This window comes from Bacillus sp. S3 (assembly GCF_005154805.1).
Lineage (GTDB): Bacteria > Bacillota > Bacilli > Bacillales > Cytobacillaceae > Neobacillus.
The window spans coordinates 3,270,860-3,284,654 of record NZ_CP039727.1 but is presented as its reverse complement, the minus strand read 5'-3'; the positions used below and the strand labels follow the sequence as shown (position 1 = coordinate 3,284,654).

Below are 13,795 nucleotides of genomic sequence, written 5' to 3'. Positions count from 1 at the left end.
TTCTTATGATTCTCGTGATCCGGATCCCTGTCCACTGGAAGGGGTGGCAGGAGGGGTAGCTGGCGGTATTGTTCCACCATCTCCGTTTCCATCTCCATTACCATTACCATTTCCGTTTCCATTTCCGTTTCCATTTCCGTTTCCATTTCCATTACCATTCCCGCTACCATTATCGTTCCCGTTCCCATTTCCATTATCACCTTCATTTCCATCACCGTTTTGATCTCCTTGGTCTTTTTCTTTTTCAGGCTTAGGAATGTCAATGGAAGTAGTGACAGGATCACTTTTTTTATCTCCACTAATCGCAAATATGGTAAAGGTATATTTTTCACCTGGATTAGCAGGAATCGTCAAGCTGTTTTCAGTTTGCACAAGATGCCCCGGAGCAGAAGCATTATCAATCGTGATATCAAACTGTACATCTGTGTTATTTGGATTATTATAATCCCATGTTAAGACAATCTTTTTATTGGCTTCATCATATTTCGCAGATGGGTTCGCAGGTGCCTCAAGTTTGTTATATTTCTGAGACACCTTCTTAGGCGCGTGTCCTTTTACGGCATATTCGGTGATAATTTGATTATCCGGTGTAAATTCCCCGGCAAGTACCGGAGGCATTGTACCCTTTTCAATTCTGACCTTTTGAACACTATTAGGCATAGTGAAATCGGGAGTTTCAATATCCTTTGATACATAAGCCATTAAATTTTTAAATAGTAACTGGGCGATTCTTTGATCCTCTACCCTTGTTATTGGCGTTTTCCGATTCTCATATCCTGTCCAAATAGAGGCTGTATAATTAGTTGTTAAGCCAGTGAACCATGCATCTGGTACGGCACTTTTATTGATGTTCCACTTTTGCATTTCATCAGCTGTATAGTTTGTTGTTCCGGTTTTCCCGGCAATTGGAAGTCCAGGTACTTTTGCCCTTGTTCCTGTACCTGGAGAAACAAGAACACTCTTCATCATATCAGTAATCATAAAGGCAGTTGAATCCTTCATAACTACTTTTGGTTTTGGTGCGGTGCTAATACTGGTACCGTCACGCAGGGTGATCTTTGTGACAGCGTGCGGCTTGGTGTAAAAGCCATTATTACCAAATGCACTGTATGCACCTGCCATTTCAAGCGGTGAGACACCAACCGTATCCCCGCCAAAACCGCCAATTGCATAAGACTCAAAAATTTCCTTTAAAGGGATGCCAAGACTTACAGCAAAGTCTTTCGCCTTATCCAATCCCACTTGCTGAAGGGCTTGAACTGCAGGTGTGTTTCGTGATAATTGAAGAGCGGTTCTAATCGTCATTGGTCCCTTATATGATTGATCCCAGTTGCCAAATTTCTTCCCAGAGGAATACGTAATTGGTTTATCCTCAATCATCTCATATGTGCCCCAATTTAAATATTCAATTGCCGGAGCGTAGTCAAGAACAGGCTTGATGGTTGAACCGGGTTGTCTCTTTGAGTCAATTGCATAGTTAAATCCGCGTTTTACCTGTTGGTTTCTGCCACCGCCAATTGCCCGAATTTCACCTGTTTTTGTATCGAGGAGAGCAATCCCGGCTTGAAATGCTTCATCAGGGTAGTTAATAATATCAGATGAATTTAGCATATTATAAACATAGGTTTGGGCATTTTTGTCTAATGTGGTTTGAATAGTCAAACCGTCTGTAAAGATATCAAAATCTGTGTTTTCTTTCACTTCATCAATTACGGCATCAACAAAGGAATCAAAAGGTTTTTCATCGACCGTGCGCTGATCTTCTTTTAAAACAGAAGCAGCAACCGAAACCTTTTTCGCATCGTCCATTTCTTGTTTTGAAATAAATCCGTGCTGCTCCATTAACGTCAAAACAATATTGCGTCTTTTTTCTGCTAAATCCGGATGTGTGAAGGGATTATAATTATTAGGGCTTTGCGGCATCCCTGCAATTTGAGCGGCTTCAGCAAGTGTTAATTCATTCAATTCTTTGCCGTAATAAATCTCTGCTGCTGTCGCAAGTCCGTGACTGTTCTGAGATACATAGACTTTATTGACATACATTTCAAATATTTGGTGTTTAGTGTACTGTTGCTCGAGCTGATAGGAGAGCCATGCTTCCTGCACTTTTCGTTTTAATGTTTTTTCTTTTGTTAAAAAGGCATTTTTAACCACCTGCTGGGTGATGGTACTGCCGCCCTCTGCACCGAAGCCACGCTGGAAATTAGCCAATACAGCACCGCCAAGACGAATGGGGTCGATCCCATGATGCTTGTAAAAACGGTAATCCTCCGTAGCTAAAACGGCATTTTCTAGTACTTTTGGAATATCTTTATAGTTCACATATTCGCGATTAACGGCACCGACTTCGGTAATTTGCTTGCCATCTTTATCTAAAATCTTTGAAGGGATTGGATCTTTTAATAATTTCGGGTCAAGTTTGGGAGTATCCTTTACTAAATAGGCGAAAGTACCAACTCCTGCAAGTATACCAACGATGCCGAGAACCACTAGGCTAAGGAAGATTTTCTTAAATAACCCGCCTGTTTTTTTCTTGGCTTTTGGCTTACCTTTAGATTGGAGTTTCTTTCGGCGCTCCTCTCTTGATTGATATTGTTCAGCCATATAAATTTCCTTCCTTTCTAACCTTCTAAAAGTGTATCTATTATTTTAATATAGTCAATTCTTGGTTGAAATCCAAGTGGAATGTAATGACCATCTTGTTCAATTTCCGCTTTTGTAACCGATTTTCGGCCTCCGCCCATCATTCTTTTCCAATACTTTAACAAGTGTTTAGCTTCAAGTAGATATACCTGTTCAAATCTGGTAAACCTTAGAATAACAAAGCAATATCCTCCTTGATCCATTACTTCTTCCATATGCTCCACCTGGTGTGGATGGAAATTTTTTAATGGGAAAGAAGTGGGGTTTTGTGTTTCCTTTGCTTCAAAATCAATATATTTACCTTTGTATACCCCATTATAGTCAGTCGTCGAAGCTAATTTAAAATAAGCCTCTTTAATAACGGCTGCACTTCTATTTGGATAATCAACCTGGACGATTTGTACCGGTGTAGGCTTCTTATGTATGACTGCAATTTTACGTTCACGGTAAAATTCATTTGTTTCATTTAAATCTTCTTCAAGTGTCATACCTCTATTGCTGTACGAGCCATTTTTTTTATTTTTTCCGGTATTTTTAATTTCACGTTCCTTCGGCTTATACTTTTTTCCATTTGGATAATTAACAGTCATAATTAAACACCTCTCAAGCTACCCCTTATCATATCAAATCTTAGCAAGATTGGCGTGCATAAATTACATTCACTGACACACTCTAATAACAATTGTACCTTGAATACCAAGTTTTAGCATGATTCATTTTACGGAAACGTTAGTCATTCCATGTTACTCCTACTCTACTAAATATTAAAGGGAAGAAGAATATGAATCATCTTACAATACAGGAACATTCAATCATCCGTCAAATTCTAAGCGAAACGAAGAAAAAAAACATTGATAATATCTCGAGAACGGACGCTTACTTTGACTATTTTAAAAAGAACCCAGATATCATTTGGTCCTTTCTTGCTAGTATGGTTTCAAGAAATGGAGGATGGAATATGTGTGATCTAAACGGATCCACTTTTTCGAAACTAATTGATGCCGGGATGAGAAAACAACTTTTCCTAACATATGAAAGGGCCAATTGGCTCATTTTCCATGATGTATTCCCTCAGTTATTGCTCTATCAATATTCGACGAAAATAAATAAGCCAATGTTTCATTTACTTCCATATTTTAATGTATCAGCTTTTATTCAAAAGGAATGGGCTCGATATTGGAAGGAGAACGATCGAAAACGGCTGACAACGGCATTAATCATAAATGAGCAAAATGTAATTCAAACGCCTGTCATTGAACATCCAGTTTATAATAAAAAGGTATTTCATTCGATGATTTTTTCTTTTCAAGATTGGTTTCATTTTAGTTGTGTTCTGTTTCCAACATGCGGCGGGGAAGTTTATGGCGCTAGTGTAAATGGCTTCAAATCATTATCAAAACGAATTAATCTGGGGAAAAGACTGTCTAGTATCCTTTTCCATCCCAGGCTGTTCCCTTATTTTCTGGAATTTGCGGAAAAGACCCCCCATACGGGGTCAAGATACGATTATGAACAATATTTTAAAATAAAGATTATTCACAAAACACCACTTCTCCGGACGAGTTTCCCTATTATTTCACATCACCGGCACACATATGAGGATTGGAGTAAGGAGAGGAAGGTCTCTCCAGCATGGCTGCAATTAAAAGCACGACATCATCATCCCATCCATCTTACTGACTGGTACTTTGCAAAATCTAATCAGCTTCAATTATTACTCGCACTTCAAAAGGTATTTGAATTTAATAAGTGGAAATGAAAAAGCAAGGGATGGTGCCCTTGCTCTTTTGGTGCCTCATTATGTAGAAGGGCGATTCGGTCCTTCCATTTTTTTGTCACCATAGCCAACTCTTTTTTCTGCTTCTGATTGTGGTTGTTTATTGGTTTGTTTTTTCTTGTTTGACATCAATAACACCTCCAATTCTAGCTTGCGCGGTTATTGATATTTTCATGCGGAATAATAGTCATGTCGAAATGTTAACAAGCTTCATGCAGATTGGCACTATCTTTGACGAACTTCTTCTAGTTTTGTCAAGTGGGAAGGAAGCAATTAAAAGAAAGAGAATTATACCTAATAGATTATCGCGAGGAGGGTTTTATAAATGAATAAGCCATTATCCGAAAAGGAAAAACTGCTTACAATGCTGGCGGACGTATACGATCAATTAGAAGAATTGGAGTCAGTTCTTGAAGCATCATTCTCCGACCTTCGCATCCGTTTGAATAATGAGGAACATGGAAAATTAACTGAGCCAGTTCAAAGTTTATCCGCTTTAGAGAAGAAATTTGTTCATACAACCCAATACGGGGAAATTCCTGATTCCAGCATAAACCAGGTTCCCAAATCATTAAAGCTTGAATTAGGCTATTCACTACCGCTAAAATAATAGTATTAATAAGTAGCATCATAATCCTTTGCTACTTTTTTATTTTGACGTACTAGAAAGGACAAGCGCAGATGTCTGAAGAAATTCTCCAGCTTACGGAAAACCTTTTACGGTATAACCGATTATTTTTGGTGTATTATCAAGAGGGAAGAGAGACAGGGGTAACTCATGATTTTCATAAGGTTATTAAACCATTTGCTAATGAAGTGAAAGGAACAAATGATGCGTGGAAAAGAGCCATGAAAAAATGGCTGTCGTCATCAAATCAAAAACACTTGCATGTAAAACAGGTCGATACAACTGCAGAACATATCGAACAGCTTTCGATTCAAGCCTTTTTTCCGCAGACAAGTAAGACTAGGTTTTTAAATTCCCAGCGTACGGTTGAATATTTTCTGCAAGAAATCATAAAAGTGGTCAATAAATAGAAAAGAGATGCTGCCCGGCATCTCTTTTACCATTTTAAGTATTTTGGATGAGGGAGTTTTCATTTTCGGTATTTGGTATTACCGCGCCTTGATTTTCAAGTTCACGGACAAGCAGGCGATATTCTTTTATGCTAATTTCGTTATGAATATACGCTTTCTTAGCAAAATCCATTAATTCATTAACGTCATCTGTACTGTAATCCCGACTTTGATTAAATTTGCTTTTTAATTCGCGAATGTCCATAAATAGCTCCTCCTTCATCATTTTTTTAATAGTAACACGAAATAAAAGGATTTCTAGTTTTTAAAATATTTAAACTTCAGACAAAATTCCTCTTAATTAGACAAAGGCGAAAGTTTCAAACTAACTAATCACCATTTATTTCAAACCTTCATAACCTGTAATAGAGATATTAGTGGAGGAGATGTTTGCCCATGTTTGGTACAAAAAGACCAAAACATCATGTTAACTATGGATACTCGGGGCAAATGATGCACCAAGTTCCTATTGGTCAACAATGGAACCAACAGTATTCTAATTATAGAAATCAACAACCAATGCCCTACCAATCACAGCCCCAATATTATGATTGGATGGCCATCCAACAACAAAACCCTTACTATCCGCAAGGCATGCAGCAATATGCTCAAAGTCTTCAACCCGGATTTGCATCACAAAATGTGTCATATCCCAATCAGCAGTATACACAAAAGGATTCACAATTCCTATTTCAAAACCCGCTGCAGCCAAAGGATCAACCGCAACCCTATATGCCAATGAATGGTTACCCGATGATGAACCCATATCCAAAACACAGTGTCATACCAAAACAACCTGGAGGAATGCAATCTTTAATGAATTCCTTTAAGTCGCAGGACGGTTCAGTAGACTTTAATAAAATGGTCAATACTGCGGGAACAATGGTGAATGCTGTGAATCAAGTTTCATCACTTGTTAAAGGGTTTGGCGGCTTCTTTAAAGCATAATTAAAAAGACGAAAGACGGCTGCCAAAAAGCCGTCTTTTCTGTGTTGGACTCTATGGATTTGTTAATCTTCAATTTCGATAACTTTCCCTTTTTCTTGAGGGATTCGGATTTGTAATAAGCCATCTCGATATGAAGCTTTTACCAATTTTTCATTAACCGCATGCGGTAGAGAAATGGTTCTTGATGAATGTTGTCGAATAAATTTTCGACGATAAACTTGATTTTGGTCATTTTCCTCAGTTTCCAGTTCATTATTTTCAATAGATATCGTTATATAATTTCCAGTAATATTTAAGTGAATTTGATCTCTTTTCACTCCAGGAAGTGCAGCTGTAATGATATGCTCTTTCCCATTTTCAATTGTTTCTACATCAAATCCAGCCGAAACGGGAAAAGGAGTTTTAAAGAATTCATCTATCGTTTGTAAAAATCCTCTGACTGGTTTTTCGGTGAAGAAATCATTCATTGTTTTCACTAATTCTCGTAATGGTTCAGGTACCGGCTTTTTAGGGTTGTTTTTATCACTCGGATGCATGGATGACATCATTTTTCCCTCTCTTTCCAATATTTCACTTCCTATAATATGCTTATAAATCTAGGTAGGTGCCGTCAAATTATCGTAATAACTTTTTGAACGATTTTTAACAAAATTGCTATTTGTGATAAATGTCACATTAAATAAATAGCTAAATTTGTATGCTAATGCAGTAATGTAAGGAAAGTGAGGGAAATTTATGTTCTGTTATCAATGTGAACAAACCCCAAGCGGCGGATGTACCGTGATGGGTGTTTGTGGTAAAGATGAAACGATTGCTAGTTTACAAGATACGATTATTTTTGGATTAAAAGGGGTTGCCGCGTATCGCACACATGCGAATCAGCTTGGGGTTACAGACCCATTTGTCGACTCGACCACACATGAAGCCCTGTATTTGACGTTAACCAATTCTAACTTTAACGTTCAGGAACATATTGACATGGCGATGAAGGTGGGGCAAGCAGCTGTTCGTGTTATGGAAATCCTCGATGAAGCTCATACAAACCGACTAGGCATCCCTGAACCAATTCGTGTAAGTCAGAACAAAATAGAAGGAAAAACCATCGTTGTAACGGGTCATAACCTATTTGCCTTAGAGGAATTATTAAAGCAAACGGAAGGAATGGGCATAAATATTTATACCCACTCTGAAATGCTCCCGGCACATGGATATCCGGCATTAAAAAAGTATTCCCATTTGAAAGGTAATATTGGAAAAGCGTGGTACGATCAGCGTCGCCTATTCGAAGAGTTTCCTGGAGCTATTTTAGCTACCACAAACTGCGTGATGCCAATCAAAGGAACGTATGCTGACAGAATGTTTTCATATGAAGTAGCAGGACTAGAAGATGTCGAAAAAATTATCAACGATGATTTTACTCCTTTAATTGAGAGAGCATTACAACTGCCGGAAGCAGCAATTGATTCCGAAGAAACATTACTTACTGGCTTTCATCATGAAACAGTTCTAGGCATTGCACCTGAAGTAATTGATGCAGTAAAAGCAGGGAAGATTAAGCGTTTCTTTGTCATTGCCGGCTGTGATGCACCGGGTCACGGAGGTGATTACTACCGTGAACTGGCCACATCGCTGCCGTCGGAAACCATAATTTTGACGACCTCATGTGGGAAATTCCGCTTCAATGATGTGGACTATGGAGTTGTTCCGGGGACAACTATTCCACGTTATATCGATTTAGGCCAGTGCAATAACTCAGGGTCAACTGTAAAAATTGCAATGGCATTAGCAGATGCCTTTGGCTGCGAAGTGAATGACCTTCCCGTTAGTATTGTGTTGTCATGGTTTGAGCAAAAAGCGGTTGCAATTCTTTTAGGGCTTTTCAGTTTAGGAATAAAGGACATTCGAATTGGACCAAAACCGCCTGAATTTATTTCAGAAGGAGTACTTAAGGTTCTCCAAGAAACATTTAACCTAAAATTAATAAGTACAGCGATAGAGGATATGGAAGACATGCTTCAGTTATCCGTAAAATAAACAAAAACACCGCGGCTTACATAGCAGCGGTGTTTTCCAATTTAAATCAAGCCTATTTCTTCCATAAGAATTTCAACATCGACAATCATGTTTCCGGCCTCGTCTACTTCGATCAGCTCATCCTTTTTCATTTTTGTTAACGTCCGGCTAATTGTTTCCCTTGTGGTGCCAATCATATTTGCAAGGTCTTTGTTGGTGAATTCTGACTTAAGAAGGATTGTCCCATCTCCTTGCTCCATCCCATGATTTTGGGCCAGACGAATCAGCAGTTTAACAATTTGTTCATATGTATTGTTAAGAATTTGTTCTTCTAGTCGATTCTGCAAATCGACAATTTTCTCGCCCAACACCTTAAATACTTTAATGCAAAGCTCAGGATTTTCAATCAAAACGGATTCAAACTTTGAAATGGGAACAGCAATAAGCGTTGAAGGCTCAAGTACTTCCGCATAGGCAGGATAATCTCCTTTTCTAAAAAAGCCTACATGTGGAAACATATCACCCTTTTTTGCCATTGCAACAATTTGTTCTTTCCCATTGACATCACTTTTGTAGATTTTGATTTTACCATCATAAATAAAATAAACATTCTCCAGCGGGTCGCCTTGTAAGAAAACATGGCTTTGTTTTTTCCAATCCCTGGCTATCGCAATATCAGCAACCTTTGTTAATTCAAAATCGGTTAGTTCGCGAAAAAGGGTGAAATCAGCAAGAACCGTTTTGATCTCTTCAATTTTCATTCAATCACCTTCAAATTTATTTCTGTTATCTCTATTGTATCAAAAATTCACTAATAGTTTAATTTCCTTCATGTTATATTTTACATAAATAGAGTGTCCGTCTGTTTTTTCTTTTAATTGGTAGAAGATATTTTTGTTTTTTGCTTTAATGTCGAACGTCTATTCGTTAAAATATAGGAAAGTAATGAGGTGAGGATATGAAATTAAGAAAAAGCCTACAAGACATTTTGAATGAATTAAAGATAAATAATGAATTTAAAGAAAATATCGTTACATGGCAGACTATCGCAGAAAAACCGCCCCAAACGAGTACGCTGCCAAATGACCTGCACCCTGCATTAATAAATGCTCTGCATAGCAGGGGGATTGAAAAGCTGTATACCCATCAAAAATCAGCGTATGAAAAGATTATGCTGAAAGAGAGCATCGTAGCCGTAACCCCAACTGCTTCAGGGAAAACACTTTGTTATAATCTTCCGGTTCTTCAATCCATTCTTTCCAGCCCGAATGCAAGAGCCCTGTATATGTTTCCAACTAAGGCACTTGCCCAGGACCAAAAGAGTGAGATGAATGAATTGATTCAAGCTGCGGGGGTCAATATTAACAGCTACACGTACGATGGAGATACACCGGCAACTATTCGTCAAAGAGTGAGACAGGCAGGACATGTCGTTATTACTAATCCTGACATGCTCCATTCAGCTATTCTGCCGCACCATACCAAATGGGTATCACTGTTTGAAAATCTTAAATTTGTGGTAATTGATGAACTCCATACGTACCGAGGTGTATTTGGCAGCCATGTGGCCAATGTCATTAGAAGATTAAAGCGGATTTGCAGCTATTATGGCAGCAGTCCAGTGTTTATTTGTACATCAGCAACGATTGCCAATCCACTGGAGCTAGCGGAGAGATTGACCGAGGAAAAGATGCACTTGATTGATAATAACGGTGCCCCAAGTGGCACGAAGCATTTCCTCTTCTATAATCCGCCGATTATTAATAAGCCGTTAAATATTAGAAGAAGTGCCACGCTTGAGGTTCGGAAAATCGCCGGCGAACTATTAAAAAATAAAATTCAAACGATAGTTTTTGCCAGGAGCAGGGTCCGCGTGGAAATTATTTTGACCTATTTACAAGAATTAGTGAAAAACCAGTTAGGTTCTAAATCAATTATGGGATATCGCGGTGGATATCTCCCTACAGAAAGAAGAAAAATTGAAAAGGGCCTGCGTCAAGGTGACATTTATGGTGTTGTCAGTACGAATGCTCTTGAGCTAGGTGTCGATATAGGATCACTACAGGTTTGCATTATGACAGGCTATCCAGGGACGATCTCGAGTGCGTGGCAGCAAGCGGGCAGGGCTGGAAGAAGGCATGGGGAAGCCCTGGTCATTATGGTGGCGAGTTCAAGCCCGCTTGACCAATATATCATTCAGAACCCGGATTACTTTTTTCATAAAAGTCCTGAAACAGCGCGAATTAACCCCGATAACCTCATCATATTAATTGATCATATGAAATGTGCAGCTTATGAGCTGCCATTTAAACTGGGGGAGTCGTTTGGAAATGTTGGGACAGAGGAATTATTGGAATATTTAACTGAAGAACGAGTACTATACCAAAATGGAGATAAGTGGTATTGGATGAATGATTCTTTTCCGGCACATAATATTAGCTTGCGTTCAGCATCACAGGAAAATGTCGTCATTGTTGATCAATCAGAAACAGCTAATGTCAAAGTCATTGGTGAAATGGATCGATTTTCGGCGATGACGCTGCTCCATGACGAGGCCATTTATTTACATCAGGGCAGACAATTCCAAGTCGAAAAGCTTGATTGGGAAGAGAAAAAGGCGTTTGTCAGGGAAGTAGCAGTTGATTATTTTACCGATGCAAATTTAGCTGTTCAATTAAAAGTGTTGGAAGTGGATAAGCTGCAAAGGATGGAGAAAGTCGAAATTGGCTATGGAGATGTTAGTGTGCGGGCAATGGCAACGATTTTTAAAAAGATTAAATTCGAGACCCATGAAAATATAGGCTCAGGACCCATTCATCTCCCGGAAGAAGAACTTCATACAAGCGCTGCGTGGATTTCTATGAATAAGGCGCTTGCAGAAATGGGGCATGAACGCCTTGAGCAAGGACTTGTCGGGGCCGCGCACGCTCTAAATCATATTGCGCCATTATTCGTTATGGCTGACCCCCAAGATATACACGTGATTCCACAAGTGAAGGCAGATCATAATGAAAAACCATCGATCTTCTTTTATGACCGGTATCCTGGCGGGATCGGCTTAAGTGAAAAAATTTATAGCGGAATGTCTAAGGTATTCACCGAAGCAAAAAAGATGATTAACCGATGTCAATGTGAATCCGGATGTCCTTCATGTATTGGTGCAGAAACGATTAGTGAGACGGCGAAAAAAGATTCTTTGAAAATAATTGATGCCTTCCTACACCCTTCTAACCCAGAAAGGGGAGCGCAGCATGTCTTTAAAAAGTAAGTTGAATCGCTTAAAGCCTCATCTTTCAGCTGGAGGACCGCCTGAAAAGGCTCCACACCTTGAGCCTGCCCGAGTCGAGGTGCCTTTTAGTGAAAAATGGGAACAGAATTATGTTTTCCCTTATTATATGGATGAAAATTATTGCTTAATAAGGGAAGTGAAATACCCATTATCTCAACAGCATGGGCATTACTGTTTTCATGATTTTCTTACTGCCGTTGCTCTTTGGAATAAGCATCCAGTCAGCCATCCCTTATCAGCGGAAGGCTACCAAGCGGAGGAATTCTTTTTTTTTGATACAGAAACAACCGGATTGGGCGGCGGGGTTGGAAATACTATTTTTATCCTGGGATACGCAAGTATTTCTGGCGACCAGCTAATCGTCAGACAACATATCCTTCCGCATCCGGGTGCAGAGGTACCTTTATATCAAAGCTTTTTGGAAAAAGTGAACTATCGCACGCTTGTTACTTACAATGGAAAATCATTTGACTGGCCTCAAGTGAGAACAAGACATACGTTGGTTAGGGAGCACGTACCACAGCTGCCAGCGTTTGGCCATTTCGATCTCTATCATGCAGCGAAAAGGCTCTGGAAGCATAAATTAGAGCGAATGAAATTAGCGATTGTTGAAAAAGAGGTCCTAGGGGTAGAAAGAGTGGATGATATTCCAGGATTTTTAGCCCCAATTATTTATTTTGATTTTGTTGAACGGAAACAGCCGGATGGCATGCTTGGGATTCTAAAACATAACGAAATAGACATCTTATCACTGGTTACCTTATATACACATCTCACTTTTCAACTATGCGGGATCGACCGTAAGCAAACACGCATCGAATCCTTTGAAGTTGGACGTTGGTTTGCATCTATAGGAGAAAAAAACGAAGCAGAAAAAGTATTGAGCCAACTTACAGTCGGCAATGATGTTACATCCTTTCAGGCAAAGCTCATTTTGGCTTACCAGCAAAAAAAAGAACGCAATTGGGAAATGGCGCGGAAATTATTTTATGATATTGTTAATTGTGGTGATGATCGGATGGAGTTAGAGGCATTACTCGAGCTAGCCAAAATCTATGAGCATAGAATAATAAATTACAAGCTTGCTTTAAAGTATTGCCAAAAAGCGATCTTGCTACTATCACAAACTAAAATCCCAGAAAATGTAAAAAAACGTGACACGTTGGAGCAGTTTGAAATAAGACTAAAACGGCTGGAACGAAAATTGCTTAAAATTCCGGATAAGCGCAAAAAACGGTAAAATTAATCCTCTTCAAAAGATTTTTGGTAACGTTTAATCTTTTGTCACAAAATCTTAATAAATTAATCTTAAAAACCAGCAAACTCATATTGTTTATCTGTGTAGAAAAAGGTAAAATGTGAAATTGGGTTGTAAAAAACTCCTTTAAAAACCTAATGGAGCTGGTAACATGTATAAAGCGATATTATTCTTATTTTTTATTGTTGTGTGTCTGACTGCCGTCGTTTTTACAAGCTTAAAAGATAGCTTTTATTCGATGTTATAGCTGATGCGGAAGTTTGCATGTGGCCTAATAACTACCGATAAGCTAAAAATAGGTATTTTCCTTAGTACAAGAATAACTCCTTCAACATAGGCTGTTAATGTAAACAGAATATTCGAAGGGAGAGTTTATAATGTTTCTTGGAACTAATTTCGCGCCGCCAGTCATCCATCCGACACAGCAGATTGTGAACCATACATTCTCATCTACGGTGGTGCCGCATATTCATCCAGTACACACTACAACGGTGAATCACCACATGTATCAACATAAACATTACTGTCCACAAACAGCATCATGCTGTGAAGAGGTATGTAATCAGCACATTAACTGCTGTAACCCATGTGCAACTGGTGCAATGCCAGCTGCTAATGCCGTCCCAGGCTTTGGAGCAGGAGGCCCAGGATTTGGAATGGGAGGTCCAGGCTTCGGTATGGGAGGCCCAGGCATGGGAGCCCCAGGCTTTGCACCTGGACCATATATGGGTCCTAGACCTTAAACAGGAATGAAGGTAATTTCAAGGGCTTCTTAGCCCTTGTTTTTTTA

13 protein-coding genes are annotated in these 13,795 nt (G+C 39.1%); 8 read left to right on the top strand and 5 right to left on the bottom strand.

The genetic code is table 11. The features are described from left to right. Positions 1–3: 3 nt before the first annotated feature. Both FAY30_RS15805 and recU read right to left on the bottom strand, forming a co-directional pair. Entirely contained in the window at positions 4–2,604 is a 2,601-nt protein-coding gene (locus FAY30_RS15805) for a PBP1A family penicillin-binding protein (protein WP_149870767.1), read from the bottom strand. A 17-nt stretch (positions 2,605–2,621) separates the two neighbouring features. Further along, on the bottom strand, positions 2,622–3,233 hold the full coding sequence (recU, locus tag FAY30_RS15800) for a Holliday junction resolvase RecU (RefSeq protein WP_149870766.1): 612 nt from the start codon (positions 3,231–3,233) through the stop codon (positions 2,622–2,624). A gap of 191 nt (positions 3,234–3,424) precedes the next feature. On the opposite strand from recU, the gene FAY30_RS15795 reads away from it, so the two are divergent. The 3 genes from FAY30_RS15795 (at position 3,425) to FAY30_RS15785 (ending at position 5,458) form a co-directional block, all read left to right on the top strand. Next, a complete protein-coding gene (locus FAY30_RS15795; protein ID WP_149870765.1) occupies positions 3,425–4,402 on the top strand; it encodes a DUF2515 domain-containing protein in 978 nt (325 codons plus the stop codon). Positions 4,403–4,745: 343 nt separating this feature from the next. Next, positions 4,746–5,030 (top strand): hypothetical protein, encoded by a 285-nt coding sequence (locus tag FAY30_RS15790; RefSeq protein WP_149870764.1) that lies wholly within the window; start codon positions 4,746–4,748, stop codon positions 5,028–5,030. 71 nt (positions 5,031–5,101) lie between these two features. Further along, entirely contained in the window at positions 5,102–5,458 is a 357-nt protein-coding gene (locus tag FAY30_RS15785) for a DUF1798 family protein (RefSeq protein ID WP_149870763.1), read from the top strand. Positions 5,459–5,492: 34 nt separating this feature from the next. Here the strand turns inward: FAY30_RS15785 and yppF are convergent, their stop codons facing one another. Then, positions 5,493–5,702, bottom strand: a complete 210-nt coding sequence (yppF, locus tag FAY30_RS15780) for a YppF family protein (protein WP_149870762.1) — start codon at positions 5,700–5,702, stop codon at positions 5,493–5,495. Positions 5,703–5,893: 191 nt separating this feature from the next. Between yppF and FAY30_RS15775 the strand changes: the two genes are divergently transcribed. Beyond that, positions 5,894–6,445: a YppG family protein gene (locus FAY30_RS15775; protein ID WP_149870761.1), complete on the top strand. Its 552-nt coding sequence runs from the start codon at positions 5,894–5,896 to the stop codon at positions 6,443–6,445. 62 nt (positions 6,446–6,507) lie between these two features. Here FAY30_RS15775 and FAY30_RS15770 read toward each other — a convergent pair whose 3' ends face one another. Next, a complete protein-coding gene (locus FAY30_RS15770) occupies positions 6,508–7,011 on the bottom strand; it encodes an Hsp20/alpha crystallin family protein (RefSeq protein ID WP_317845665.1) in 504 nt (167 codons plus the stop codon). A gap of 169 nt (positions 7,012–7,180) precedes the next feature. On the opposite strand from FAY30_RS15770, the gene hcp reads away from it, so the two are divergent. Continuing rightward, a complete protein-coding gene (hcp, locus tag FAY30_RS15765; RefSeq protein WP_149870760.1) occupies positions 7,181–8,479 on the top strand; it encodes a hydroxylamine reductase in 1,299 nt (432 codons plus the stop codon). Positions 8,480–8,520: 41 nt separating this feature from the next. On the opposite strand, the gene FAY30_RS15760 is transcribed toward hcp, so the two are convergent. After that, the gene (locus FAY30_RS15760) at positions 8,521–9,219 is read right to left on the bottom strand and encodes a Crp/Fnr family transcriptional regulator (RefSeq protein WP_149870759.1); all 699 of its coding nucleotides are present in this window, start codon (positions 9,217–9,219) and stop codon (positions 8,521–8,523) included. Positions 9,220–9,416: 197 nt separating this feature from the next. Between FAY30_RS15760 and FAY30_RS15755 the strand changes: the two genes are divergently transcribed. The 3 genes from FAY30_RS15755 (at position 9,417) to FAY30_RS15745 (ending at position 13,748) form a co-directional block, all read left to right on the top strand. Beyond that, positions 9,417–11,726 carry a DEAD/DEAH box helicase gene (locus FAY30_RS15755; protein WP_149870758.1) on the top strand — a complete coding sequence of 770 codons (2,310 nt, stop codon included), beginning with the start codon at positions 9,417–9,419 and terminating at the stop codon, positions 11,724–11,726. Then, positions 11,710–12,987, top strand: coding sequence for a ribonuclease H-like domain-containing protein (locus FAY30_RS15750; RefSeq protein WP_149870757.1), 1,278 nt, complete (start codon positions 11,710–11,712; stop codon positions 12,985–12,987). Before FAY30_RS15755 ends, FAY30_RS15750 begins: the two co-directional genes overlap by 17 nt. 395 nt (positions 12,988–13,382) lie before the next feature. Continuing rightward, a complete protein-coding gene (locus FAY30_RS15745; protein WP_149870756.1) occupies positions 13,383–13,748 on the top strand; it encodes a CotD family spore coat protein in 366 nt (121 codons plus the stop codon). The last annotated feature ends 47 nt before the right edge of the window (positions 13,749–13,795 follow it).